Origin of the sequence: Eikenella corrodens (genome assembly GCF_900187105.1) — a bacterium.
Lineage (GTDB): Bacteria > Pseudomonadota > Gammaproteobacteria > Burkholderiales > Neisseriaceae > Eikenella > Eikenella corrodens.
On record NZ_LT906482.1, the window covers coordinates 763745 to 789140 of the forward strand.

At 57.7% G+C, this 25396-nt stretch carries 29 protein-coding genes and 1 rRNA gene; 13 read left to right on the forward strand and 17 right to left on the reverse strand.

Features of this window, described 5'->3' with window-relative positions; all coding sequences use genetic code 11:
- Positions 1 to 144: 144 nt before the first annotated feature.
- Together CKV94_RS03850 and CKV94_RS03855 are read right to left on the reverse strand one after the other, a co-directional pair.
- Complete coding sequence (locus CKV94_RS03850) at positions 145 to 1008, reverse strand: ParB/RepB/Spo0J family partition protein (protein ID WP_003823569.1); 864 nt, start codon at positions 1006 to 1008, stop codon at positions 145 to 147.
- A 105-nt stretch (positions 1009 to 1113) separates the two neighbouring features.
- Positions 1114 to 1836: a 16S rRNA (uracil(1498)-N(3))-methyltransferase gene (locus tag CKV94_RS03855; RefSeq protein WP_003823570.1), complete on the reverse strand. Its 723-nt coding sequence runs from the start codon at positions 1834 to 1836 to the stop codon at positions 1114 to 1116.
- 67 nt (positions 1837 to 1903) lie between these two features.
- Here CKV94_RS03855 and CKV94_RS03860 point away from each other — a divergent pair, with 67 nt between their 5' ends.
- The 3 genes from CKV94_RS03860 to CKV94_RS03870 are packed head-to-tail and all read left to right on the forward strand — an operon-like array spanning position 1904 to position 3747.
- The gene (locus CKV94_RS03860; RefSeq protein WP_035580545.1) at positions 1904 to 2692 is read left to right on the forward strand and encodes an inositol monophosphatase family protein; all 789 of its coding nucleotides are present in this window, start codon (positions 1904 to 1906) and stop codon (positions 2690 to 2692) included.
- 20 nt (positions 2693 to 2712) lie between these two features.
- Complete coding sequence (locus CKV94_RS03865) at positions 2713 to 3042, forward strand: hypothetical protein (protein WP_003823574.1); 330 nt, start codon at positions 2713 to 2715, stop codon at positions 3040 to 3042.
- Positions 3043 to 3096: 54 nt separating this feature from the next.
- Positions 3097 to 3747: an IS1595-like element ISEco1 family transposase gene (locus CKV94_RS03870; protein WP_095114594.1), complete on the forward strand. Its 651-nt coding sequence runs from the start codon at positions 3097 to 3099 to the stop codon at positions 3745 to 3747.
- A 180-nt stretch (positions 3748 to 3927) separates the two neighbouring features.
- Here the strand turns inward: CKV94_RS03870 and CKV94_RS03875 are convergent, their stop codons facing one another.
- From CKV94_RS03875 to CKV94_RS03910, 8 genes are all read right to left on the reverse strand, one after another.
- Positions 3928 to 4488, reverse strand: coding sequence for a hypothetical protein (locus CKV94_RS03875; RefSeq protein WP_050754446.1), 561 nt, complete (start codon positions 4486 to 4488; stop codon positions 3928 to 3930).
- A gap of 139 nt (positions 4489 to 4627) precedes the next feature.
- Complete coding sequence (locus CKV94_RS03880; RefSeq protein WP_003823577.1) at positions 4628 to 5440, reverse strand: symmetrical bis(5'-nucleosyl)-tetraphosphatase; 813 nt, start codon at positions 5438 to 5440, stop codon at positions 4628 to 4630.
- A 96-nt stretch (positions 5441 to 5536) separates the two neighbouring features.
- Positions 5537 to 5923, reverse strand: a complete 387-nt coding sequence (locus tag CKV94_RS03885) for a RidA family protein (protein ID WP_003823578.1) — start codon at positions 5921 to 5923, stop codon at positions 5537 to 5539.
- Positions 5924 to 6063: 140 nt separating this feature from the next.
- Entirely contained in the window at positions 6064 to 7158 is a 1095-nt protein-coding gene (gene trmA / locus CKV94_RS03890) for a tRNA (uridine(54)-C5)-methyltransferase TrmA (protein ID WP_003823579.1), read from the reverse strand.
- Between the two features lie 361 nt (positions 7159 to 7519).
- A complete protein-coding gene (locus CKV94_RS03895) occupies positions 7520 to 7846 on the reverse strand; it encodes a hypothetical protein (RefSeq protein WP_231934028.1) in 327 nt (108 codons plus the stop codon).
- Between the two features lie 68 nt (positions 7847 to 7914).
- A complete protein-coding gene (locus CKV94_RS03900; protein ID WP_003823581.1) occupies positions 7915 to 8838 on the reverse strand; it encodes a LysR family transcriptional regulator in 924 nt (307 codons plus the stop codon).
- Positions 8839 to 8949: 111 nt separating this feature from the next.
- The gene (gene smc / locus CKV94_RS03905; protein WP_035580549.1) at positions 8950 to 12432 is read right to left on the reverse strand and encodes a chromosome segregation protein SMC; all 3483 of its coding nucleotides are present in this window, start codon (positions 12430 to 12432) and stop codon (positions 8950 to 8952) included.
- A 93-nt stretch (positions 12433 to 12525) separates the two neighbouring features.
- Positions 12526 to 13140 carry a hypothetical protein gene (locus tag CKV94_RS03910; protein ID WP_003823585.1) on the reverse strand — a complete coding sequence of 205 codons (615 nt, stop codon included), beginning with the start codon at positions 13138 to 13140 and terminating at the stop codon, positions 12526 to 12528.
- Positions 13141 to 13336: 196 nt separating this feature from the next.
- On the opposite strand from CKV94_RS03910, the gene CKV94_RS03915 reads away from it, so the two are divergent.
- The 4 genes from CKV94_RS03915 to CKV94_RS03930 all read left to right on the forward strand — a co-directional run bounded on the left by CKV94_RS03915 (position 13337) and on the right by CKV94_RS03930 (position 15521).
- On the forward strand, positions 13337 to 14218 hold the full coding sequence (locus CKV94_RS03915) for a M23 family metallopeptidase (RefSeq protein ID WP_003823586.1): 882 nt from the start codon (positions 13337 to 13339) through the stop codon (positions 14216 to 14218).
- Positions 14219 to 14263: 45 nt separating this feature from the next.
- Positions 14264 to 14707, forward strand: a complete 444-nt coding sequence (locus tag CKV94_RS03920) for a bactofilin family protein (RefSeq protein ID WP_003823587.1) — start codon at positions 14264 to 14266, stop codon at positions 14705 to 14707.
- Positions 14708 to 14832: 125 nt separating this feature from the next.
- The gene (locus CKV94_RS03925) at positions 14833 to 15165 is read left to right on the forward strand and encodes a hypothetical protein (protein ID WP_003823588.1); all 333 of its coding nucleotides are present in this window, start codon (positions 14833 to 14835) and stop codon (positions 15163 to 15165) included.
- A 38-nt stretch (positions 15166 to 15203) separates the two neighbouring features.
- Positions 15204 to 15521 (forward strand): hypothetical protein, encoded by a 318-nt coding sequence (locus CKV94_RS03930; RefSeq protein ID WP_003823590.1) that lies wholly within the window; start codon positions 15204 to 15206, stop codon positions 15519 to 15521.
- A 96-nt stretch (positions 15522 to 15617) separates the two neighbouring features.
- Here CKV94_RS03930 and CKV94_RS03935 read toward each other — a convergent pair whose 3' ends face one another.
- Positions 15618 to 16031, reverse strand: coding sequence for a DoxX family protein (locus tag CKV94_RS03935; RefSeq protein ID WP_035580552.1), 414 nt, complete (start codon positions 16029 to 16031; stop codon positions 15618 to 15620).
- A gap of 119 nt (positions 16032 to 16150) precedes the next feature.
- Here CKV94_RS03935 and CKV94_RS03940 point away from each other — a divergent pair, with 119 nt between their 5' ends.
- Positions 16151 to 17047 (forward strand): LysR family transcriptional regulator, encoded by an 897-nt coding sequence (locus CKV94_RS03940; RefSeq protein WP_003823594.1) that lies wholly within the window; start codon positions 16151 to 16153, stop codon positions 17045 to 17047.
- 65 nt (positions 17048 to 17112) lie between these two features.
- On the opposite strand, the gene CKV94_RS03945 is transcribed toward CKV94_RS03940, so the two are convergent.
- The 4 genes from CKV94_RS03945 to CKV94_RS03960 form a co-directional block, all read right to left on the reverse strand.
- Positions 17113 to 17559 carry an SMI1/KNR4 family protein gene (locus CKV94_RS03945; protein WP_003823595.1) on the reverse strand — a complete coding sequence of 149 codons (447 nt, stop codon included), beginning with the start codon at positions 17557 to 17559 and terminating at the stop codon, positions 17113 to 17115.
- A gap of 146 nt (positions 17560 to 17705) precedes the next feature.
- Entirely contained in the window at positions 17706 to 18314 is a 609-nt protein-coding gene (locus CKV94_RS03950) for a hypothetical protein (RefSeq protein ID WP_035580555.1), read from the reverse strand.
- A 93-nt stretch (positions 18315 to 18407) separates the two neighbouring features.
- Positions 18408 to 19592, reverse strand: a complete 1185-nt coding sequence (locus tag CKV94_RS03955; protein ID WP_003823597.1) for a multidrug effflux MFS transporter — start codon at positions 19590 to 19592, stop codon at positions 18408 to 18410.
- A gap of 71 nt (positions 19593 to 19663) precedes the next feature.
- Entirely contained in the window at positions 19664 to 19936 is a 273-nt protein-coding gene (locus CKV94_RS03960; RefSeq protein ID WP_003823599.1) for a hypothetical protein, read from the reverse strand.
- A 208-nt stretch (positions 19937 to 20144) separates the two neighbouring features.
- Here CKV94_RS03960 and CKV94_RS03965 point away from each other — a divergent pair, with 208 nt between their 5' ends.
- The 4 genes from CKV94_RS03965 (at position 20145) to CKV94_RS11095 (ending at position 22331) form a co-directional block, all read left to right on the forward strand.
- Positions 20145 to 20639 (forward strand): GNAT family N-acetyltransferase, encoded by a 495-nt coding sequence (locus CKV94_RS03965; RefSeq protein ID WP_003823603.1) that lies wholly within the window; start codon positions 20145 to 20147, stop codon positions 20637 to 20639.
- Between the two features lie 29 nt (positions 20640 to 20668).
- Entirely contained in the window at positions 20669 to 21160 is a 492-nt protein-coding gene (locus CKV94_RS03970) for a hypothetical protein (RefSeq protein ID WP_023887725.1), read from the forward strand.
- A gap of 87 nt (positions 21161 to 21247) precedes the next feature.
- The gene (locus tag CKV94_RS03975) at positions 21248 to 21703 is read left to right on the forward strand and encodes a hypothetical protein (RefSeq protein ID WP_003823607.1); all 456 of its coding nucleotides are present in this window, start codon (positions 21248 to 21250) and stop codon (positions 21701 to 21703) included.
- A gap of 70 nt (positions 21704 to 21773) precedes the next feature.
- Positions 21774 to 22331, forward strand: a complete 558-nt coding sequence (locus CKV94_RS11095) for an RICIN domain-containing protein (protein ID WP_003823608.1) — start codon at positions 21774 to 21776, stop codon at positions 22329 to 22331.
- An 87-nt stretch (positions 22332 to 22418) separates the two neighbouring features.
- On the opposite strand, the gene CKV94_RS03985 is transcribed toward CKV94_RS11095, so the two are convergent.
- A complete protein-coding gene (locus CKV94_RS03985; RefSeq protein ID WP_003823610.1) occupies positions 22419 to 22760 on the reverse strand; it encodes a hypothetical protein in 342 nt (113 codons plus the stop codon).
- 218 nt (positions 22761 to 22978) lie between these two features.
- On the opposite strand from CKV94_RS03985, the gene ppk1 reads away from it, so the two are divergent.
- Positions 22979 to 25033, forward strand: a complete 2055-nt coding sequence (gene ppk1, locus CKV94_RS03990) for a polyphosphate kinase 1 (protein ID WP_003823613.1) — start codon at positions 22979 to 22981, stop codon at positions 25031 to 25033.
- A 177-nt stretch (positions 25034 to 25210) separates the two neighbouring features.
- Here ppk1 and rrf read toward each other — a convergent pair.
- Positions 25211 to 25324: ribosomal RNA gene (gene rrf, locus CKV94_RS03995) — 5S ribosomal RNA — on the reverse strand.
- Between the last annotated feature and the right edge of the window lie 72 nt (positions 25325 to 25396).

The following is a 25396-nucleotide window of genomic DNA, read 5'->3' on the forward strand; positions in this document are numbered from 1 at the left end:
TTTTAAATATAAGCAAAAACGCCAACAAAGTCAAGAAAAGTGTTAATTCTTGTCAAACAATATCAATATTCAAAGCCTTAAAGGCTACCTGAAAACCATGCAGACATAACTCCCAAGCACCTAAAACCTCAAGCAAGCCTTTGCTCAATCAGGTAACTTCACATCCAACTGCTGCATCAGCCGCGCAAAAGTTTCCGGGCTGTCGAAATGCAACACCACCTTACCCCGTTTGTGGTTGGCAGTTTGTACTTCCGCGCGCACACCCAGCTTTTCCGTAAGCGCCTCGTTCAGGTAACGTATATCCGGGCTGACGGTTTTCGATTTCTTCTCCTGTGGCGCCTGTTGCACCAGCTGGCTGCGCCGTTCCACCTCGCGCACCGACCAGCCGTTTTTTACCGCCTTCTGCGCCAAGGACAGCTGTTCCATCACCGGCAGCGACAACAAGGCCCGCGCGTGCCCCATTTCCAGCTGGCGTAAAAACAGCATTTCCTGCACCGGTTCGGGCAAAGCCAACAGGCGCAGGCTGTTCGACACCGCACTTCGGCTGCGCCCTACTGCCTTGGCCACGGTTTCATGCGTGAGGCCGAATTCATCCACCAAACGCTTCAAACCCTGAGCCTCTTCAATCGGATTGAGGTTTTCACGCTGGATATTTTCAATCAAGCCTATCGCCAGTGCCGCTTCGTCGCCGATGCTTTTAATCACCACCGGAATTTCGGCCAAACCCGCCAGCTGACTGGCGCGCCAACGGCGCTCGCCGGCAATCAGCTCGTATTGCGACAGGCCGTGCTCGCGCACGATAACTGGCTGAATCACGCCCTGCGCCTTAATCGAATCGGCCAGCTCCTGCAAGCCTTCGTCGTCCATTTGCGAACGAGGCTGATAGCGCCCCGGCTTGATGTCGCGCACCGGCACACTGGTCAGCCTGTCGCCGCTGCTGTCGCCCACCGCACCGGCCAACAAAGAATCCAAGCCCCGGCCGCCGAGGCCGCTTTTCGGTTTTGCCATTTATCTGTTTCCTAATCCAGTTATTTTTTCAGGTAGCCTCTAAGGTAAGAAAGAAGGCTACCTGAAAACTTTCAATTCGCGCATTTTAGCACAGCGCCCATGCCGCTAAAAATCGCCCCACAAGGCCTGCATCGCCGCCAATGCCGCCAGCGCCGCCGTTTCAGTGCGCAACACCCGTGCGCCGAGCTGCACCGCCTGAAAGCCATACGAGCGTGCCAAATCCTCTTCTTCTGCTGTCAACCCGCCTTCCGGCCCAATCAGCAACACCGAGCTTTGTACCGGCGGCAGGCTGCGCAGCGGCACACCGCCGTGCGGGCTCAACAGCAGCCGCGCGCCCGAATCGGCCGGCAGCGCAGCCAGCACCTGCGCTAAATCAACAATCGGTGCCACCGGCGGCACTTCGTTGCGCCCGCATTGCTCACAGGCCGAGATGGCAATTTCCTGCCAGCGCCGCACCTTTTTCTCCGCCCGCTCGCCCGAAAGCCGCACATTCGAACGCATGGAAACCGTCGGCACGATGCGCTTCACCCCCAATTCCGTGCCCTTCTGCACCGCAAAATCCATTTTCTCTGAAGCCGACACTGCCTGAATCAGCGTAACTGCCAGCGGCGATTCGCGCGATTCCGTGAGCAACTTATCCACCCGCGCCATCGCCTGTTTACGCCCGATTTCCAGCAATTCCGCCGCCACCGCCTGCCCCTGCCCGTCAAACAACACCAGCGGTGCACCCGCCTGCAAGCGCAGCACTTGGATATGCCGGCACACATTTTCAGGTAGCCTCAGCACCTCGCCGGCAACAAAAGTTTGCGGAACATAAAAACGCGGCATCTGTTGTTTACCCCGAAAAATGGTTAATATCCCGTTTCTATCAGAAAAGCATCGGGAAGGAAAGATTTTGCTCAACCGTTTAGCAGAACTGGTTCGCGAAGTGGCACAAACTGCCGTGATGCCGCGTTTTCTCAACGCCGCCGTCAGTACCAAAAGCGACGGTACCCGCCTCACCGAAGCCGACCTGCACGCCCAGGCCATGTTTGCCGAACGCCTGCCGCAAATCATCAACTGCCCGATGTTGGGCGAAGAAATGAGTGCCGACGAACAACACGCCATGTGGCGGCATGCCGAAACTGGGCTGTGGGTAGTCGACCCCATCGACGGTACCAACAACTTCATCAACGGCCTGCCACACTTCGCCCTCTCCGTGGCCTATATCCGCCACGGCCGCGCCCAGCTGGGTGCCATTTTCCACCCCATGATGCAGGAAATGTTCACTGCCGAACGCGGTCACGGCGCCCACCTCAACGGCCACCCTCTGCCCTTACGTAACACACCGAAAAAACTGCATGAGTCTATTGCCGGCGTGGAAGTGAAATATCTGCGCTCCGGCAAACTCGCTAGCCGCATGCAAACCCTCCACCCCTTCGGCTCGCAGCGCAGTATGGGCTCCAGCACGCTCGACTGGTGCTACCTCGCCGCCGGCCGCTACGACCTATACCTGCACGGCGGCCAAAAACTGTGGGACTACGCCGCCGGCGCCCTGATTTACGAAGAAGCCGGCGGCCGCCTGGCCACGCTGGAAGGCGACGACTTCTGGAGCGGCGAACACGTTTTCAAACGCTCCGTCATCGCCGGCCTGCAGCCCGACCTGTTTGAGCGCTGGTTGGCCTGGATTCGGGCGAATCAGTAGGCAGAAAGGCTACCTGAAACATGCTGCATACCCACACCCTCTTCCGTAATTCCAACCTATATAAAATCGAGTTCTCCCCTAGCGGACGAGATGTCGATTTACACTTCACTGATACCATCACAGGCAAAAACATCGGCCGTATCCATTGCAGTGGCATCTTGGGCATCATCTTGGAAACCAATCAGTATTTCGATTACTGCGATCCTGAAGATGGCCTGTTTCCCTATTTCGTGCCCGAACTAACCCTGACTCAATACGCAGAACACGCCGAGATCATGCTCAATGCCGGCATGTTCCTAAAAATCACCGCCGCCCAAATCACCTGTATTGAACAAGCTATGGCGGATTAAATTAGGGGCTGTCCTAGATAACCAGGAATATTCAAAATTGATTAAAATATTCCTATGAGAAAAAGTCGCCTCAGCCAGCCCGTTCAAAACAAACTGATCGAATTGTTCGTTGCAGGAGCAACCGCCCGTACTGCCGCCGAATTGGCCGGAGTCAATAAAAACACCGCTGCCTACTACTTTCACCGTTTACGCTTGCTTATCTTTAATCGTTGCGAACACTTGGAAATGTTTGATGGCGAAGTAGAAGCAGATGAAAGCTATTTTGGCGGCTGCCGCAAAGGCAAACGCGGTCGCGGAGCAGCCGGAAAAGTGGTGGTATTCGGACTGTTGAAGCGTAACGGTAAGGTTTACACCATTACCGTGGCCAATACTCAGTCGGCTACCCTGCTGCCGATTATCCGGGAGAAGGTAAGGCCGGACAGTGTGGTCTATACTGATTGCCACAGTGCCTACAATGTATTGGATGTTAGCGAGTTTAACCACTTGCGCATCAATCACCGCACCTGTTTTGCAGACAGGCAAAACCACATTAACGGGATTGAGAACTTCTGGAGTCAGGCCAAACGCCATTTGCGTAAATTCAACGGCATTCCGAAAAAGCATTTCGAACTGTATTTGAAAGAGTGCGAATGGCGATTTAACAACAATGAAATGAAATCTCAAATTGCCATGTTAAAACAAATGGTAAAAGATAGTCTAACCTAGTTATCTAGGACAGCCCCTTAAATTATTTTTCGATACAAGATGACGAGCGACGAGCATCAATCGAAGCCAACTCACCATAACCACAGGCTACCTGAAACCATCCATACCCTTTCAGGTAGCCTGTTCTCCCACAAAAAAAGCTGCCCATTAAGGCAGCTTTTCCATTTCCATCACACCGGCTTAGCGGCGGCGTTGCTGGCGGTTGCCATGAGCCGGAGTGGCTTGGCGGCTCACTTGGCAGTTTTCCAGCACAGTTGTAAGGTTTACCGGGTTGCCGGCATCATCCACACTCTGTGCCTGCAGCAGGCCGATGGCATTGGTGCGGGCCACGGTAGCGGGGGTGGCTTTGCCGGTTACCCAAATCACGCCGTTGCTGTAGTAGCTGTTTTGCTGTTGACCATTGCTGTCGTTGAGCACACGCCACAGGCCGGGGGAAACTTTATCGTTGATTTTCAGCTGCGTTACCACCAAGGTATCGCTCTTGATGCCATACATGGCGCTCACTTTTTGCTGCTGGCCGTTACCGGCTTGGCAGGTGTAGTGCACTTCTACGGTTTTGTCGATGCTGTCCACTTGGGCTACCTGAATCTTGCCAATGGCAGCAGTAGCTTCACCGTTGCCTTGCTGCGCTTGCTGACCCTGCTGGGTTTGCGGCTGATTGCCCTCAGGGGCTTTGCTGCTGGAGCAGGCGCTCAGTGCCAATACGGCGATGGCGGCGGGGATGACTAATTTGCTGTTCATAGGAACTCCTTCAATTGGTTGGGAACCGCGCTGCGATAAACTTTCAGGCAGGCACGAACAGGCCGCATTGTAACAAAAGCCCGCCATGCTTGCCCGCCTGTTCGTGTTAATAAACATTAAATCATGTGTCAACAATGCTTTAGCCGAACTTCTTGGGCTGCTTGGAGGCTACCTGAAAAATCTGCTGCGTGTCTAAATCCAGTGCGGTGAGCTGGCCGCCCCACAGCGCGCCAGTATCGATGCCGCATACCTGCTCGCCGCGATACAGGCCGAGTGCCGACCAGTGGCCGAATATAGTTTGACAGCCAAGGGTTTGCCGGTTGGGTGCGCGGAACCAGGGCATGAGGTCGGATGGCATTTCGGGCAAGGTGGCTTTATAGTCGAAATCCATGCGGCCGTCGCGGTGCAGGGCGCGCATGCGGGTGAACACATTGGTGGCAAAGCGCAGGCGTTCGGTTTCGTTATCGGCGCAGTCGCTATCGGGCTTGTTGCCATACATATGGGCAAAAAACCAATCGGGGCGGCTTTGCAGGGCGGCGGCCACTTCGGCGGCACGCTGCTGCGCGGTTTCGGCCGCCCATTGCGGCCAAATGCCGGCATGCACGATCAGGTTGTTGCCGTGTTGCAGCATCAGGGGCTGGTGCCGCAGCCAATCGAGCAGCACTTGGCGGTCGGGAGCATCGAGAATGTCGCCCACGGTATCGCTGCGCTTGAGCTTGCCGTGGCCATAGGCGATGGCTAAAAGATGTAGGTCGTGGTTGCCGAGCACGGTTCGGATGCTGCTTTCGTGCTGTTTGATGTAGCGCAGGCAGTCGAGGGATTGGGGGCCGCGGTTAACGATGTCGCCCACCAGCCAAAGGGTGTCGCGGCCATGGTTGAAGCCGATGTGGGCGAGCAGTTCTTGAAATTCGGCGAAACAGCCTTGCAGGTCGCCGATTGCGTAGTGTGCCATGATGTTTGTGTTAGGGGTTATTTATAGTGGATCGGGCAAAGCGAAAGGCTACCTGAAAACGCAAGCTGCAACAGTTTTCAGGTAGCCTCTATATGCTTAGGCGTTCAGCACCACCACGCCTTCCACTTCCACCAGTACGCCTTTAGGCAGGGCAGACACCTGCACGGCAGCGCGGGCGGGGAAGGGTTCGTGGCAGTATTCGCCCATGATTTGGTTGAAGGTGGCGAAGTTGGAAAGGTCGGTGAGGTAGGCGTTGAGTTTCACCACATCAGCAAAGCTGCCACCGGCGGCTTCAATCACGGCTTTGAGGTTTTCAAACACTTGGCGGGTCTGCTCGGCAAAGCCGCCTTCCACCACCTGCATGGTGGAGGGCACCAGCGGAATCTGGCCACTCAAATAAATGGTATCGCCGGCGCGCACGGCTTGGGAATAAGCGCCGATGGCGGCGGGGGCGTGGTCGGTATGGATGATGGTTTTTGCCATGATGAAACTCCTTTGAGTCGGTTGTTGGGAAGAGCTTGATTATATCGCCAACACCAATGACAAACCAAACAGGCAGCCGCAGCACATATAAAAGGCTACCTGAAAGTTTCAGGTAGCCTTTTCCTTTTGCCGCAGCAGCCCTACCGCCGCCGTAGCAACACCCCGCTCTCAATATGCGGCGTAAACGGGAATTGGTCGAACAGCGCGGCGCGTTCGATGCGGTGGGTTTGTGTGAGCGTGGTGAGATTGGCGTGCAGGGTTTCCGGATTACAGGAAACGTAGATGATGTTGTCGAAATTCTGCAGCAGGCGCAAGGTGGCATCGTCTATGCCGGCGCGCGGCGGATCGACAAACACGGTGGAAAACGCATAATCCGCCAGCTCGATGCCCTGCTCCTGCAGGCGGCGGAAGGTGCGCACGCCGTGGTAGGCCTGGGTGAACTCTTCGGCGGAAAGCCGCGCCAGGCGGATGTTGGCCACGCCGTTGGCCTCAATATTCCACTGCGCCGCCTGCACCGAGGTTTTCGACAATTCCGTGGCCAGCACGCGGCGGAAATAACGCGCCAGCGGCAGAGTGAAATTGCCGTTGCCGCAATAGAGCTCCAGCAAATCGCCGCCCAGCCCCGCCGCCGCGCCGCAGGCCCAATCCAGCATTTTTTGGCACACCAGCGCATTGGGCTGGCTGAAGCCGCCTTCGTATTGGCGGTAGAGCCAATCGCGCCCGTCGGCATGCAAGCGTTCGGTAACGAAATCCTGCGCCAACACCAGCTTCTGCCCGCGGCTGCGGCCGATAATCATGATGCCCAATTCGCGCTGCAAACGCGCCGCCGCAGCCTGCCATTGCCCGCACAGCCGCTTGTGGTAAATCATGCCCACCAGCATATCGCCGCTCAGAGTAGACAAAAATTCGCACTGATACCACCGCTCCCGCAACAGCGGATCGGCCTGCACGGCAGCCAGCAGCCGGGGCATCACAGCATTGATCGCGGCAGACGCGGCAGGCAGGGAATCGATCCGGCGCAACGAGGCCGAACCGGCCTTCTGCCCTGGCTCGAACATGGCATAGCTGATGTTGTCGCCATCGTGCCAAACCCGAAATTCGGCACGCATCCGGTAATGCTTTTCAGGCGAAGCAAACACCTGCCATTCCGACGGGGAAAATTCGGCAAAACGCTGTTTCAGGTAGCCTGCTTTTTGTTGCAGCTGGGCGGTATATTCGGGGCTGGGCTGGGTCATGGTGGGCGTCGGGAGTAGAAAGTAAAGGTGGGGATTATAGCGGGAAAGATTAGGCTACCTGAAGGCTAGCCTCTAAGCAACCCGATTGATTTCAGGCAAGATTTAACGCTACAACAGATAGTTATATAACTCAACCTTACAGACATTTCTGACATAGAAAGCACTAGCATCGTTTGGCAGTATTTTTATCTGCAAATCATTATAAAAACACTATTCTCTTTTTCACATATTCTTCAACATAATCGTCATTATTTCTTGCTTTAAAATACTCAGCATCACATTTCCCATAAATCGGTATATATCGCCTATCTGCTCGGGATAAGCTATTTCCATTTTCAGAAATAAACATTTTGAAATCAAACTAATAGCTTACCCCCTCTCCGGCAGCATCCGTGTTGGCATCAATATAGCCATCGACAATATCTTGGATTAGACCTAGTTCTACGTTATTAATGTGACTTAATGAAAAATGGAATTCGATGATTTCCTTTTCTGCATCAATATACACCTCGATTAGATTCACATTGCTGCTAATCAGATTAACAGTAGACAACACCGCATTTATATAGATCTTGTCTCTTAAAGAGCTACCTCTATCCATTACGCCACCTTTTAAACACACCCCTGAATTCCGCTTGCACCAAAATATTGAGAATATGCCTCGTATTTCCGGCGTACTCCCGAGCATAGCTGCTCTTGGCTACCGATTTTCAGCTCTGCAAACACCTTATTTCAGCCAACCTTCCCACTACACCGCTATTCCAACACGCTCAGCCCGGGCAAATCGGCGAAGCCGCGGTCGCGGATGATTTGGCAGAAGTTATCAAGGTAGCTTTTATGCGTGTCGTCGCTGCGCATACCGGCATAGAGCTCGCTGGTGAGCGGGGGGCTGCCGATGGTGCGGGCGACGATGTAGCCTTTTTCCAGATAGGGCATCACCGTCCAATACGGCAGGGCGGCGATGCCGCGGCGGCTGGCCACGAGCTGGATGATGGCGATGGTGAGCTCGCTGTGGCGGCGCGGCGGGTTGATGCCGGCGGGCAGCAGAATTTTGCGCAGCAAATCAAGCATATCGTCGGGCACGGGATAGGTAATCAGGGTTTCGGCGGCGAAATCCTGCGCCTGCCACACGGGTTTAGCCGCCAGGGGATGATCTTGGGCGCAGATGCCCACCATTTCGTAGGCAAACAGCGGCTGGTAGCGGATGCCCGCCTGCGGCACGGCTTCGGACACGATGGCCAAATCGGCGCGGTGTTGCAGCAAGAGCCCGACCGGATCGGCCTGGAAGCCGGACACGATATCGAGCTCCACCTTCGGCCACAGCGGGCGGAAGTCGCCCATGGCGGGCATGAGCCAGTCGAAACAGGTGTGGCACTCCACCGCCAGCCGCAACTCGCCCGCGCCGCCGCCGGCAATCTGCGCCAGGTCGCGCTCGGCGGCAGCCAGGTGCGGCATCACTTCGCGCGCCAGCTGCAACAACCGCTCTCCGGCGGGTGTGAAACGCAGGGGGGTGGTTTTGCGCTCGAACAGCGGCGTGCCGAAGTGGTTTTCCAAGGCGCGGATTTGGTGAGACAAGGCGGATTGGGTGAGGAACACGCGCTTGGCGGCAAGGGAAACGCTGCCGGTTTCGGCCAGGGCGAGCAGGGTTTTGAGGTGGCGCAGTTCGATGATGGATTCCATGTTCCAGGTAGCCTTTGGGGTGTGTCGGCAGGGTGCCGACATTTTATTTTGTCTGCCTTATCGGCTTTCAGGTAGCCCCAGCCAAGGGTGATGCTACCTGAAATTTTAATTTCAATCGGTTTCCGCCATTTCCAGCACCTGTTTGATGTCCACCGCCACGATGCGGGATACGCCTTTTTCCTGCATGGTAACGCCGATAAGCTGCTCGGCCATTTCCATGGTCAGGCGGTTGTGGGAAATATACAGGAACTGGGTTTGGGCGCTCATTTCTTTCACCAGATTGCAAAAGCGGGCGGTGTTGGCATCGTCGAGCGGGGCGTCCACTTCGTCCAACAGGCAGAAGGGGGCGGGGTTGAGGCTGAACAGGGCGAACACGAGGCTCATGGCGGTGAGGGCTTTTTCGCCGCCGGAGAGCAGGTGGATGGTGCTGTTTTTCTTGCCGGGCGGGCGCGCCATAATGGATACGCCGGCGGTGAGCAAATCGTCGCCCACCATGTGCAGGCTGGCTTCGCCGCCGCCGAACAGGGTGGGGAAGAAGGTTTGCACTTTTTGGTTCACGGCATCGAAGGTGGCTTGGAAGCGCTGTTTGGTTTCGCCGTCGATTTGGGCGATGGCTTCTTCCAGCAGCGCGATGGCGGATTGCAGGTCGGCGCGTTGGTTTTGGTAGTAGCCGTCGCGCTCGCGGGCTTCGGCCAGTTCGTCGAGGGCGGCCAGGTTCACCGCACCGAGGGCTTGGATGCGGCGGGAAATGCTGTCGATTTGCTGCGGCCAGTCGGTTTTCAGGTAGCCTGCCTGCTGCTCGGCTTCGAGCGCGGCGATATCGGCTTGGCGCGCCAATAAGTTATCGTGGAAATGTTTGGCGTTGAGCAGGGCTTCCTGCTGTTGCAACAGGGCGGTTTGGGCGGCCTGCTGCCACTGCGGCAGCTCGGCGGCCAGCGCTTGCTGGCGGGCGTATTGCTGCCTGCCCTGCTCTTGGGTTTCGGCCAGCTCGGCGGCGGCGGCTTGGATTTGTTCTTCCAGCGTGAAGGCGGCTTCGGCCAGTTCTTCCAACTGCAGGCGTTGCTCGTCTTCGTTGTCTTCGGCGTAGGTGAGGGCGAGCTCGCTCTGGCGCTGCTGCCAATCGGCTTTTTGCTGCACCAGCGCGGCCATGCGGGCGGCGAGGTTTTGCAGCTGCTGGGTTTGGCGGTGGGCTTCGATTTCGGCGGCGCTGCGGCGGCGGTCGGCTTCGAGCACGGCCTGGCGGGCTTGGCGCAGGGCTTGCTGCGCCTGTTGGCTGTGTTCGGCTTGGGCGCGGCTTTCGGCTTCCAGCTCGGGCAGACTGTCTTCGAGGGAGACGGCTTCTTCGGCCAGAATTTCGGCAGCACACGCCAGCTCTTCCGCCTCCTGCGCCAGCTGTGTCTGTTCTTGGGCAATGTGTTCGCGCCGTTGCCCGGCTTGTGCGGCGCGGGCGGCGAGGGCACCGGCCTGCTGTTGGGCGGCGGACAGCTCGGCGGCGAGGCGGCGTTGTTCGGTTTGGGCTTGGCGCAGCTCGGTTTCGGCTTGGGCTTGCTGCTGCGCCAGTTTTTCGGCTTCGACTCGGGCTACCTGAAACTGCGGCTGCCATTCGGCCAGTGCCGCAACAATTTCGTCGTGGCGGGCTCGGTGGCGTATTTGCCGGTTGCCGCCGTCGGCATGGTGCAGCAGCACGCCGAGGCGGTCGATGCGGTGGCCTTGCGGGGTGAGCCATTCTTGGCCGGGCTCGAGGCGGCTGCGCTGCGCCAGCGCGTAATCCAAATTAGGCGCACACAAAATACCTTCGAGCCAGTGTGCTAAGGCTACCTGAAAAGGCGGCTCGGCCTGGATTTGGTGAATCAGCGCCTGAGCCGGGCTGGCGGCGCGGTGGGCGTGGGCTTCGCGGTCGAACCAGGCGGCGGGGGATTCGGGCAACGGCGACGGCGGCTGGAAATCAGCGGGCAGCGCGCGGGCGTTGAGCCGCTCGCCGAGCACGGCGGCCAGCGCACCCTGCCATTCTTCGGGCACGCGGATGTGCTGCCACAGGGCGGACGCATCGGCTTGTTCGCTGCCCTGCCAGAAGTTGTGGCGGGCGGTGTCGGCCAGCAGGGCGGCGAGGGTTTTCTGCTCGGCTTCGGCGGCGAGGATGCGGCGTTCGTGCTCCTGTTCGCGTTCGCGGGCGGCGGCGAGGGCGGTTTTCAGGTAGCCTGTTTGCTCTTCGAGCCGTTGCAGTTGCTTCTCGCCTTGTTGGTATTGGGCGGCGAGGGTGTCGGCCCGGGCTTGGGCGGCGGCGGTGTCCTGCCCGGCATCGCCTTGCAGGGCAGCGGCTTCCTGCTGCAAACGGGCTTGGCGCTCTTGCAGCCGGCTGATGCTTTGGCGGCTGTGTTGCAGCTGCTGCTGCTTCAGGGCGAGCTCGCGGCGGAGGCGGGCGGCTTCGTTGTGTCGGCTTTGCTGCTGTTCGGCAGCCTGCTGCTGGGCGGCTTCGAGCTCGGGCAGTTGCTCTTCGAGGGCGACGGCTTCGGCGGTCAGCAGTTCGAGCTGCATCTGCTGCTGCTTGGCGGCCTGTTCGGCTTGGGCGTGCTGCTGTTGCAGCTCGGCGTGTTCGCTGTCGATTTTCTGGATGGTGGCTTGGGTGGCAGCCTGTTCGCGTTCGAGCCGCTGGCGTTGGCTCTGCCGCGAGCGGATTTGCTCTTCGAGGCGGGCGGTTTGCTCGCGCAGCAGGGCGTGCTGCTGGTTGAGCCGGTATTGCTCGGCCTGCTGGTGCTGTTCGGTTTGGCGCAACACTTGTACGGCATCGTTCATGGCCTGGTTTTGCCGGGCAAGCTCGTCTTGCTGCTGGCGGGCGCGTTCGTGTTCAGCAGCAGCGCGATCGGCGGCGGCAAGCGTGTGCCGCCATTGGGCGAAGTCGTGGCGGTTTTGCGCCTGGTTGAGTTCGGCGGTGAGGCTGCGGTAGCGCTCGGCGGCGGCGGCCTGGCGTTGGAGTTTTTCCACTTGGCGGCCGAGTTCGGACTGCAAGTCGCCGAGGCGTTGGAGGTGTTCGCGGGTGTCGCACAGGCGGTTTTCGGTTTCGCGGCGGCGTTCTTTGTATTTGGATACGCCGGCGGCTTCTTCGATGTGGGCGCGCAATTCTTCGGGGCGGGCTTCGATGATGCGGGCAATCATGCCCTGCTCGATCACGGCGTAGCCGCGCGCGCCGACGCCGGTGCCGAGGAAAAGGTCGGTGATGTCGCGGCGGCGCACTTGCTGGCCGTTGATGTAGTAGCTGGATTCGCCTTGGCGGGTGAGCTGGCGGCGGATGCTGATTTCGCCGTATTGCCCCCATGCACCATGCAGGCTGCCGTCGGCATTGCTGAACACGAGCTCCACGGAGGCGCGGGGGGCGGGGCGGCGGGTGGCAGCGCCGTTGAAAATCACGTCTTGCATGCTCTCGCCGCGCAGCTGTTTGGCCGAGGCTTCGCCCAGCACCCAGCGCACGGCGTCGATAACATTGGATTTGCCGCAGCCGTTGGGCCCGATTACGGCCACCAGCTGGCCGGGCACGTGGATGGTGGTGGGGTCGGTGAAAGATTTGAAGCCGGCAAGTTTGATGTGGGTGAGACGCATGAAAAACAATGAAAAAGCGGAATGCTGTATTTTAAAAGAAAGGCGGCGGGGCAGGCTACCTGAAACAGGAAGAAGGTTTCAGGTAGCCTTTTGCTATGCCTTTTTGCGCCGTCTGGCACGCCGATACCAAGCAATACTGAGCCCAAGCCAGCCTGCTCCGGCCACGGTGGCAGCACGTGTCCACAAGCGGGCATACAGCCGCCAGTTTTCGGTTTCCTCCTGCGGGCTGAAGGCGGCGCGATATTGCCGCTCGTTGCCGTCTTTGGTGTAGGCGAGCTCGGTAATCACATGGTAGCTCAGCCAATGGGCTTGGGTGATATTTTGCACGGATAGGTTTTCTTCGCGCTGCCAAATGTTTTCATCATATTGGCACAACGGATCGGCCAAGTTGCGGCAATCCAAATTAAGCGGTTGGCCTTCGGCGGTACGAATGCTGCCGACTACGTGGAGGTTGTCGTCATCGTCATACCATTGACGCCGCCATAGCTCAGCGGCGGCATGATGCGTATAGGCTACCGGAACGCCCAACTGCCGCTGCCGCTTATGCAACTCGGCCGAAGTTACCAATGCGCCCATACCCAATCCGGCAGCCAGCAGCATACTGAACAGCCAAAATACGGGCAAACTAAATAAAGCCTGCATGACGTTACGGTCGAGCTGTTCTTTATCCCGTTGTATCTGCCGCATAGTGTGAAAAAAATTGCCCATTTGCTTTCCTAGATTGCGCTGGCTGATTGTATAGCGAAACCGGCAAGATAAGCCACGCATGGGCATGAGGCTACCTGAAAGCCGCCGATTGTCCAACCACAAACCACCCGCTAAATGATAGTTTTGTTTTTGCCAAACGATAGCATTTTGTAATACAATGCAAACTTGAGTAATCACTCATTTACTATGTAAATCAATGGATAAGCAAAAGAAAACTGTTACGGTGATGGTGCTGGACGAGCACCGCACCGATACTTTCGTTATCGCTGAATCTCGGCTGCGCGCCATCAAACCCACCATCATCGGCCTTTCCCTGGCCACGGTGGCGCTGTTGGCTGCCCTGCTGGCTTTGGGTTGGCACTACTACCAAAGCTACAACCAATTTGCGCAACAGCAACAGCAAACTCAAGCGCTCAATCAGCAAATAGAAGACTTGAAAGAAGCCCGCTCCGCCGAAGTTACTGCCAAACTGAACCAGCTTGCCCAATCCGAAAAAGCTGTGGCCGACCTGCAAAACTACTTACGCCAGCGCGGCGCAAACGTGCCCGTTCCCAAACCGGCTGCCTCATCCGAGCCCGGCAAACCCATCAGCCAAGCCGGCGGCCCGCGCAATATTCTGCCGCCAGCCGATACGCCCGAATTCAGCCAAACTATTGAAAATCTGCTTAAAGCTGCCAACAACGTGCCGCTTGGCCGCCCTGCGCAAGGCGGGCTCTCTTCCGGCTTCGGCCCTAGGCATAACCCGTTTAGCGGCAAAGGCAGCGAGTTCCACCACGGCTTGGATTTTCGCGGCAATGTAGGCGACCCCGTGCGCGTTACTGCCAATGGCACAGTGGAATTTGCCGGCACCATGAACGGCTACGGCCAAGTGGTGAAAGTGCGCCACGGCTACGGCTACAGTACCGTGTATGGCCATTTGTCGCACATCGACGTGCAGCCCGGGCAAACGGTTAAAGCCGGCGACCTCATCGGCAAAATCGGCTCTACCGGCCGCTCCACCGGCCCGCACCTGCATTATGAAGTGCGCCTCAACAACGAGCCACACGACCCTGCCACCTTCCTCAGCCTCGCAAAATAAAGCTGCGAGGTATACCATTTCCATTCAATCCGCGGAGAAACAACCATGTTTAAAGATAAAAAAGACCGTTCCCAACCCAGCAACTCCACCAGCGCCATCGACACCATCATCGGCGCACAATGCCGGATTCAGGGCGACATCCTGAGCCAGCAATCGGTGAAAATCGACGGTCAAATCCAAGGCAACGTACAAGCCGGCGGCACCGTCATCGTTGGCGACAAAGGCGCGGTGAACGGCGACATCCGCGGCAGCGATCTGATTGTATTCGGCAAAACCGAAGGCTTGATCGAAGTGAAAAAACTCCACCTCAAACCCAATGCCCGCGTAACCGGCAATATCCGTACCCAATCCCTGCAAGTGGAAGACGGCGCCGTTTACACCGGTGATATCCGCATGGATCGCAACGTTGGCAACGCCACCCTTCCCCCCGCCGGCAGCGCCCCAGAAAAAGCCATTGCTGCACCAGCAGATAAGTTGGCCAATAAATAGTTTGCCTGGTTGAGCCAAAATAAAAGGCTACCTGAAACTTTCAGGTAGCCTTAATTAGTAATCCTAGTATGGGTAGCAGACAAAACTTGCTATGCCATCAACACCAACGTTTCAGGTAGCCTGCCATGTCTCCCAAACAACAAAACGACATCCTCAGCATCAACAAAGTGCAGCTGCTGCTCTCGGAAAAGCGCACCGCGCTTTCGGTGATGCGCACGGGCATTGCCGTGTTGGCGCTGCCGCTTTCCATTTTCAGCGCGCTGATTGCCACTTCCAGGTGGTATAACGTGATGGAAGTATGGCCTTTGCTCATGTTGGTGGTAGCCATCAATTTGGGGCTGGCGGTGTTCGGCATTTATCTGATTGCCCGCTCCATGCGGCGCATGCGCCAATACGACCGCCTGATTGCCGATATTAAGCACAGCCACGATTCGCTGCGGCGGCTGATTAAGTCGTAGGCAGGGTATTGCCGCGCGAATGAAGAAAAACAGAAGCTATGGAACTAGAAGATATTCCCAACGAAGTATTCCTGGAAGACATCCGAGACCTCACGCAGGCTTTTCCACTTGAGTTTCCCTGCCAGTTTCAGCAAATCAAAGATTATTTGGGCATAGATGAACAGCACATCCACATTACCGACTTTGTGGAGGATCAAAACCGAGAAGACTGTTTCTACGGCTATTTCTTCGATGCACTGAATCGAAAGATTTATGAATATGCCTTTGAAGGGGAGAAAACCACGTTTCGGGAGGCGGATATGGCTGCCTTAACGATGCGGGATACCTTCAGCAGCAAAGTGCTGCATCTTTTATAGTAAACAAAAAGGAGCCAGGGCAAACCCGGCTCCTTTTTTCAGGTAGCCTGCTTGAGCGTTAAGGCTACCTGAAACGCGTTTCTACGAAGCGCAACATTACCGCTGCCGCTTCTTGCACAGCAGCGCATCCAGCGACCATTTGCCGCCGCCAGCCGCCGCCAGATACAGGAACACGAAGCTAAACAGCGCGGCTGCTTCGCCGCCGTTCATAAACGGAATCAGCGCATGGCCTTTGCCCGAAACGTGGCCGATGAAATAAGCCACCGCCATCTGGCCGGAAAGGATAAACGCTGCCGGGCGGGTAAACAAACCGAGCAACACCAACAGGCCGCCGCCCAGCTCCAGCATACCGGCCACGCCGTAGAGCGAGAAGAGCTGCAAGCCGTCAAACATTTCCACGTGCGGCAAGCCGAGCAGCTTGGCCGAGCCGTGCAGCATAAACATATAGCCCGCCGCGATACGCAATACCGACAACACCATGCTGCGGCAATTTTCCCAATTTGCATTCATGATTTTTTCCTCTTAATGCGTGAAACCAATGTCAGTTGAAAGTACGTGTGCAGTATAATCATTTCCCAATAGCGAAAACACAGCCAATTCAGCAATACAGTTTCTCCCAAAGAGAAAACATGGATACCTTATTAAGCATGAAAGTGTTCTGCCAAGTGGTACACAGCGGCAGCTTCACCCGCGCCGCCGAGCAGCTGGATATTTCCGTGCCCATGGCCAGCAAACACGTGGCGCACCTGGAAAAAAGCGTGAATGCCCGCCTGCTCTACCGCAACAACCGCCGCCTCAGCCTCACCGAGCAGGGCGAAGCCTACTACCGCGACTGCCTCTCCGCGCTCGACCTCCTCGAACAGGCCGCCGCCCGCGCCGCCGGTAGCACCGCCCGGGTGCAGGGCCGGCTGCGCGTGAGCATCCCCGTGTGGTTTGCCAATCCCGTGTTTGCCGGCTGGATTACCGAATACCGCCGCCGTTATCCCGAAGTATCGCTGCACCTCACGCTCACCAACCACAGCGTGAATTTAGACGGAGACGGCGAAGACGTGGCACTTCGCCTCTCCAAACAGCCGGCCGAAAACCTGATTGCCCGCGCCCTGGCCAAAATCGATTTCCATTTGGTGGCTGCGCCCGCCTATTTAGCCGAACACGGCACGCCCGCCGCCCCGCAGGATTTGGCACAACACCAAGCCATCCTGCCCAGCTACACCGACGTTTCCGCCCTCACCCTGCAAGGCCGGGGAGAAAGCCACAACATCGAGCTGCAAGCCGCCATACACAGCAACAACACCCAAATGCTCTACCAGCTGGTGTGCGCCGGCGCCGGCATCGGCTACCTGCCCGAATGGCTGCTGCGCGCCGACCTGCAAACCGGCCGCCTGCGCCGTCTGCTGCCCGACCACCGAACAGCCCCCGTCCCCTTCTATGCCGTTTACACCCAGCGCAAACTCTTAAGCGCAAAAGTGCGCAGTTTTATCGACTTTATGGTGGAGAAGGCCGCGAGCGAACAGGCTGATTTATAGAATAGCCGGCCAAAGCAAAGGCTACCTGAAACGCCAAATGGTTTCAGGTAGCCTGTTTTTGCTGCTTAATCCGCGCCGTTGGCAGTCAGCAGGAAGGCTTCGAGGCTTTCGGCTTCCCGAATGCATTCGCCGCTGTCGTGGTCGGGCAGCCATACCGCGCCTTCGTGCAGCATGAAGTAGTTGCCGCTGCCGTCGCCCGCGAAAGCGATGCCCTGTTGCAGCAGTCCGGCGGGCAGGGTTTCGTGTTCGGCGAAGTGGCGGCGCACCCATTTTGTGTTCTCTACCACCTGCGCCAAATCGTCGATTTCTATGCCCAGATAGCAGTTTGTGCCGAAACGCAGCAGCAAGGCGCGATACAGGGCGGGGAAGGACGTGCCGAGCTCTTGTTCGGCGACGGCAATTTCGGCCTCGGATACAGGCTCACCTGAGAGGAGTTCTTCCGCCATGCCGTCTTGTTCGGCGAAATCGGCGCGGATAAGGTCTTCGAGTTGGTCGAGAAAGGCTTGAGGCATGGCAGTTTCCTTAGTAGTGGCGGTAAGAAGGAAGAGGCTATCTGAAAACGGAATAAATAGGCAACAGGGCGGATATTGCTGCCGTTTTACAGCTGCTTTTAGCCCCAAAGCAGTCAGTATTTTTCAGGTAGCCTTTAAACGTGAAACTACAGCTTCAGGGTTGCCCAATATTGCGGCAGGCGTTGGAGGCGTTGGCGGATGGCTTGGGCTTCGCTGTCGCCGTGTTCGGCAAGGAGGCGGGCGGCGAGGTCGAGGTAGGAGATGGCGGTCAGTTCGCTGTATTCCTGATAATCGGCCGGGTCGGTGCAGCCGTCGGCGAGCAGGTCTTCGGCGCCCTCCAGCAGGAGGGTGAAATCGCCCAGTATGGCGCAGCACATTTCCTGTACGGCTTGGCTGTTGCCGCGCCGTTTTTGCAGCCGCATCGCGGCGTGCATGAAGGGGCCGATTTCGGCGCGGTAGTGGGAAACCACGGCGAAGGCGGCGGTGCCCCAGCATTCAATGGCTTGCGGCAAAAGCTCGTAAAGCCTTTGCTGCTCAAGCCATTCGGCCAGGGTGCGGGCGGTGTTCACGATTTGGTAGCCATCCCGCCACACGTCGGCGCTGATGGTTTGCTTGGGATAATCGTTGCTGTTGGCGGCCACATGCCGGGCTTGAGCGTTAAGCTCTTTGAGGTAGGCTTTAATGGCGGGGATGTCGGGCGGGAGTTGGCAGAGGGTGTCGAGTTTGCCTTGGTGTTTGCCTTTGTTTTTGCTCATGTTATGCCTTTCTAAGATGGGTTTCAGGTAGCCTGCTGCAGGGAGAATAGGCTACCTGAAAAGAGGATGGCGGCTTTCAGGTAGCCTTTCCGCTTACTGCCGGGCTTTGTCCAGCCACACGTGCCGCGACAGGGCAAACAGCAATGCGCTACCGCACAGGGTGGAGGCCAGCATCATGGCGGGCATGATGCGCGCGCTGCCGTCGTGCAGCTGGGTGGTGAGGAAGCCCATGGCGGCGCCAATCAGCACTTGGCTGGAAATCAACACGCCGTTGGCACTACCGCCTTCGGCTTTGAAATAGCCCATGAAGCAGGCCTGGGTGTTGGCTACCACCAGCCCCTGCGTGCCCACCGATACCATCACTAAAGGCGCAAACAGCCACAAGGACGGCATGGCGGTGGATTGGGAAAGCAGCATCAGCAGGAAGTTGGCGCAAAACTGCACGGCGATGCCGATGAGCAGGATATTGGCCGGCTCGCTGCCGCTTTTCAGCCGCCAGGCGGTGATGCGGTTGAAGAAAACCATGGTCACGATATTGAGGCCGAACAGCAGGGTGTAGAAGCCGTTGCTCAGGCCGTAGAACTTCATATACACCGAAGGCGATTCGGTGAGGAACACAAACATAGAAGAAAAGCTGAACGACTGGAAAAACAGAAAGCCGAGCGATTGCGGCTTGGCAAACACGCTGCGGTAGCCCGTGAAAATAATCGAGAGCGGCGAACCCGCCGGCTTGGCGGCGGGGCGGTTGGCCGGCAGGAAACGCCATTGCAGCAGCCACACCAGCGCGGCATAGCCCAGCAGGAAGCCGAACACCGCGCGCCAACCGCCGATTATTTGCATCAGCCAGCCCACCATCGGCGCCAAAATCGGCGCCGCCATCATAATCACGCCGATCAGCGCAAACATCTGCGCCGCGCGGCGGCCTTCGTAGTGGTCGCGCACAATCGCCCCGCCGCTCACCGCCACCATGCCCGCGCCAAAAGCCTGCAGCATACGCAGCAGCATCAGTTGCGGCAGGGTTTGCAGCAAAATCAGCCCCAAGCTGGCCACAAGGTATACCCCCAGCCCGGCCAGCACCACCGGCCGCCGCCCTTTAAAATCGGAAAACACACCGCCCAGCAGCACGCCCGCCGATTGCCCCACCAGAAAAATACTCAGGCTTTGCTGAATATCGGTTTCGCCCACGCCCAAGCTGGCCGCCATCGCCGGCACGGCGGGCAGATAGGTATCAATCGAAAACGGCATCACCGCCGCCATTGCGGCCATGAGCAGCGCCATTTGTTTATCGGAAAGGCGGGAAGAAGCAGGAGAGTTCATCAGAATTAACGCAATAAAAAAATAAGAAAAAATCAGCGAATAAAATAATAGGCCACATAGCCGCCGAACACGGCCAACGGCAACAATTGCAGCAAAGCGCGCCGCTTGGCTGCCGCATCCTGGCGCAAATGCGCCGACACCAATGCAAACAGCACATATTTCAGCAGAAACACACAGGCGCAGCACATCACCACCCCGTGCAGCAAATAGCCCGTGGCATCGTGCGCCGGATTCAGCGCAAACCACAAGGCCAGCAACAGCGGCAGCAGGCACACGGCCAGCCAGCTTTTCAGATGAGAGGGCATAAGGATTCCTTTTGATGGGTGGGGTGGGGCTTAAAGGCTACCTGAAAATTAGTGCACCTGAGTTTTAGTTGATTTGGCTCATGCAGGGTTCAGGTAGCCCTAATTATATCCCCGATTGCCCAAGCCAATTGGTTATTCTATTGGACAAGCTATATAATTTGGACAAGCTATATAATTCCGCCAGTTTCACCGCACCCACCTGCCCGTTATGAGCCTGATTACCCACCTGCGTCCGGCACGCATCCAAGATTGCGAGCATATCTACAACGCCCACCAATACGCCGTGCGCTACACCTGCGCCCGCAACTACAGCGAAGCCGTGCTGCAAGCCTGGCTTGCCCTGCTCAGCCCCGACAGCTACCTCGACACTCTCGAAGACGAGCGCAAGCTCTTGTGGGTGATCGAATTCAAGCACCACATCCAAGGCTTCTTCCAGCTTAATCTGCAAGAATCCCAGCTCGATGCCCTGTATGTGCACCCCTTCGTGCAGCGCCAAGGCCTCGGCACCGCCCTGCTCGGCCGCGCCGAAGAGCTGGTCTACCAACACGGGCTGGGCATGCTCAAGCTCTATGCCTCGCTCAATTCCGAACCGTTTTACCTGCTCAACGGCTACCGCCCCCTTGGCGAAGCCATGCTGCCGCTGAATCAAGAAATCGGCATCGAATGCCGGCTGATGCGCAAATTGCTCACCGACTGCCGCTGATATTTCACCACATCAAACAAGGATATAAAATGAAAAAACTCCTCCTCCCCGCCCTCTTGGGCAGCACCCTGCTCACCGGCTGCTACACCCTGCCCGATCCCACCGAATTCACCATGGAGCAAATCCACCACCTGGACTACGGCAGCTACCCGCGCAACCACGAGCAGCTCATCAAGCGCCACCTCGCCCAAACCCTGATCGATCCCCGCTCCATGATGCTGGATGGCATTTCCCGCCCAAGAAAATTTGTGCGCTTCGAGCGAAGATTCCACCCGATCGAAACCGATACCCCGATCCGCATCATCACCGGCTATGTGGTGTGCGCCCGCGTCAATGCCAAAAACAGCTATGGCGGCTACACCGGCTGGCAGCTACACCCCTACCTCATCCGCGACGGCCGCATCTATGAAAACGTGTTCGGCACCGGATGCTACAGCGACGACGACCCCATGGTGTCCGTAGAGCCCGGCTCTTATATTAAAGTGCTGGAAAATGGGAAAGAAATCAGAGTAAACCCCTAACTGCCCTGAGGCTACCTGAAACCGTTTCGCACTCTGCTGCAGCTTGGTTTTCAGGTAGCCTCAACGCTTTGCCAGAAAGGGAAACGCATGACAAAACGCCTTCTCGCCGCCCTCTTCGGCAGCTTCCTGCTCGCCGGCTGCCTACCTAAACCTACCGTACTCACCATGGATCAAATCCGCCGCATGGACTACGGCAGCTACCCGCGCAACTACGAGCAACTCATCAAGCGCCACCTTGCCCAAACCCTGATCGACCCCCATTCTGTGATGTACGGCGGCTTCACCCGGCCGCGGAAATATTTGCACGTGCATAAAAACCAATACGTTGCCGCCGGGCAGATCAGCTATTATCCCTCCTATATGGTGTGTGCCCGCGTGAATGCCAAAAACAGCTATGGCGGCTACACCGGCTGGCAGTCGCACGCCTTCTTCATTAAGAACGGCGAAGTGATCAACAGCGATCAACACCCCTTAAAATGCGACAGCCAAGACGAAATCGTGTTGGATATCGAAGCACTCGCCAATGTTGAAGTGCAGCCGTAAACCGCATACAGGCTACCTGAAACCGCCCGCAGCTTTCAGGTAGCCTACTCCTCCCGCCGAAAGAGCCGCCATGAAAATCCCGCCATTCCTGATTGCCCTGCTCGCCCTCCCCGCCTGCACGTATTTCAACGGCCCAAACGGGCGGTCCTTCTCGCTCGATCTGCCCGTGGAAACCACACACACCGTGCACAAAACCGTGCGCGTGGATGCCGCCCCGGGCACCACCGTCATCATGAGCGAAAGCGCCCCTCTCGACGGCTACTACCGCCCCGTGCTCAATAACGGCCGCCGCACCCTGCTGCGCCAGGCCGCCGATAATTCCTGCCTCAGCCTCGAGCGCAGCGGCATGCCCGCCTATCTGGTCAGCCAGCCCTGCCACGGGCGCAATAACCAACAATTCATGTTCGACGGCCCGCGCCTCAACATCAACGGCCTGTGCGCCGAGGCTACCGGCGGCGCCGGCAGCCCCGTCATCGCCACCGCCTGCCAAAACAGCCGCAACCAGCATTGGATTGCCGAGGGCAGCCACATCCGCAGCGCCGCCAACGGCCTGTGCCTGGACGGCAGCGGCGGCACGGTGAGCCTGCAATATTGCGATAACGGGATGGGGCAGCGATTTTACCGATAGCTTGGCTGCATGTTGTGTGACAATAAAAAGGCTACCTGAAAAACCGAAGGGTGGTTTTCAGGTAGCCTTTTATATCGCTGCGGGTACTTAGTGCCGGTAGTTGATTTGGATATTGCCACGCACGGGCGATACCGGCCGCCAGTTGCCGGTGCAGATGGTGGAGCCGGCGCTGGTGTGGCAGTTGCGGTGTTCGGTGTAGCCGATACCGCCGCGGCTGTATTGCTCGGTGGTTTGGATTTCGCCGCCGCCGTATTGGTTGGAGCCGTTGTAGAAATAGTAGCTGCGGCTGGGATAGTAGCCGGGGTAGTTGTCGTAGCCGCCGTAGTAGTAATCAGCGGAGGGGTTGATTTGCAGGTTGATTTGGGCGCTGGTTTCGGCTGTGGCGGCAGCGCTGAAGAGGGCGGCGCAGAGGAGGAACAGGATTCGCATGATGGGTCTCCCGAAAGGTGGCGGGTGGAAACGTTCGGCCTGCTTCGTGCCTATATCTTGTCTTTAGGCGCAGGTTGGAACGATAATTGCTATGTTAATTATAGCGGGCGCACATGGCACTTTGCCGATGGCGGCATAGCCATTATAGCGCCGATTTCTTCTAAGCAGCTGTTTGTTTACACTGCGTTTTCATTCAATTTTCTTTTTCAGGTAGCCTTATGCCGAACCAGCCCACCATCCTTTGCCGCGAACTGAGCCTGCTGGCGTTCAACCGCCGCGTGCTGGCGCAGGCGCGGGACGAAGGCGTGCCGCTTTTGGAGCGGTTGCGCTTTTTGTGCATCGTTTCTTCTAATTTAGACGAATTTTTCGAAGTGCGCGTGGCCTGGCTGAAGAAGGAAAGCCAGCTCAACCCGCACATGCTCTTGGATAACGGCACCACGCCGGCCGAAACTATGGCGGCCGCGGCGGCCGAGGCCAAAAAATTAATTCAGGAGCAATACGAGCTGTTCAACAAAGAGCTGGTTCCCGCGCTGCGCCAAGAGGGTATTTTCTTCTATCCGCGCCGCCAGTGGACGGATCAGCAGCGCGCCTGGATTGAAAGCTATTTCGACCGCGAGCTGTTGCCCATCCTCACCCCGCTAGGGCTCGATCCGGCGCACCCCTTCCCGCGCCTGCTCAACAAGTCGCTCAATTTCGTGGTGTCGCTTTCCGGCAAAGACGCTTTCGGCCGCGCCTCCGGCATGGCCGTGGTACAGGCACCGCGCATTTTGCCGCGTGTGGTGAAGCTGCCGGAAGAACTCAGCGAAGGGCACGGTTTCGTGCTGCTTTCCTCCATTTTGCATGCCTATGTGCACAAGCTCTTCCCCGGCATGGATGTGGAGGGCTGCTACCAATTCCGCCTCACACGCAACAGCGAGCTCACGGTGGACGAAGAAGACCTCACCAACCTGCGCGCCGCCGTGCAAACCGAGCTGCGCGAGCGGCAGTATGGCGACGAAGTGCGGCTGGAAGTGGCCGACAACTGCCCGCCGCATGTGGCCGAATTCCTGCTCGCGCAATGCAATTTGAGCCCGAACGAGCTCTACCAAGTGGTCGGTCCCGTGAATTTGGTGCGCCTGATGGCCGTGCCCGATATGGTGGACCGACCTGATTTGAAATTCCCACCATTCTCGCCCGGCCTGCCCAAAGATGTGCGCAAAGACCAGCCCATGCCTGAAGTGCTCAAACAGCATGACGTGCTGCTGCACCACCCCTACCAATCCATCGCCCCCACCGTGCGCTTCATCCAAGAAGCCGCCGCCGATCCGGATGTGGTGGCCATCAAGATGACCATCTACCGCACCGGCACCCATTCCGACCTCGCCCGCGCCCTGATTGCCGCCGCCAATGCAGGCAAACAGGTAACCGTGGTGGTGGAGCTGATGGCGCGGTTCGACGAAGAAAACAACGTCAACTGGGCGCGACGGCTGGAGAGCGCGGGCGCGCATGTGGTGTACGGCGTGTTCGGCTACAAAGTGCACGCCAAAATGGCGCTCGTTATCCGCCGCGAAGGAGGCTACCTGAAGCGCTACGCCCACCTCGGCACCGGCAACTACCATCAAGGCACTTCCCGCATCTACACCGACTTCGGCCTGCTCACCGCCGACGAAGCCATCACCGCCGACGTGAACGCCATCTTCATGGAAATCACTGGCTTAGGCCAACCCACGCGGCTCAACAAGCTTTATCAAAGCCCCTTCACCCTCAGCCCCATGCTGCTGGAGCGCATTGCCGCCGAAACCGCCGAAGCCCGCGCCGGACGACCCGCCCGCATCATTGCCAAGATGAATTCGCTGATCGAGCCCGGCATCATCCGCGCCCTGTATGAAGCCAGCCGGGCCGGCGTGCAGATAGATTTAATCGTGCGCGGCATGTGCACCCTGCGCCCCGGCGTGCCCGGCCTTTCCGAAAACATCCGCGTGCGCTCCATCATCGGCCGCCTGCTCGAACACTCCCGCGTGTTCTACTTCCACAGCGGCGGGCGCGAAGAGCTCTTCATCGCCAGCGCCGACTGGATGAGCCGCAACTTCTTCCGCCGCATCGAAATCTGCACCCCCGTGGAAAACCCGGCTATCAAACAGCGCATCATGCGCGAAGCCCTCACCCTCGCCCTGGCCGACAACCGTAAAGCCTGGCTGATGCAACCCGACGGCAGCTATATCCGCGCTACCGCGCAGGAAGGGGAAGAAGGGCTGGATATGCAGGAAACACTGTTGACCGAATATCGGCGCTGACGGCGCGGAAGTGGCAGAAGTGAAAGAGGCTAGCAGAATATTACACTCCGCTAGCCTCTTTTCTTTCCTATCCTCTCCACTCATTCATTTTTCTCGTTTCTCTTCCTTTTTCCTATTTCTCTTCCTTCTACGCCACAAAGAATGACACCCGCCGTTAGGCGGGTGTCATAAATAGGTGTTTGGCAGTGTCCTACTTTCGCACGGGTAATCCGTACTATCATCGGCGCTGGTTCGTTTCACGGTCCTGTTCGGGATGGGAAGGCGTGGGACCAAACCGCTATGGCCGCCAAACTTAAACTGTACAAATCGTCAAGCCACCGGTAATGTCACTCCGGTTAATCAAATCAAACTGTTCTGTCCGGC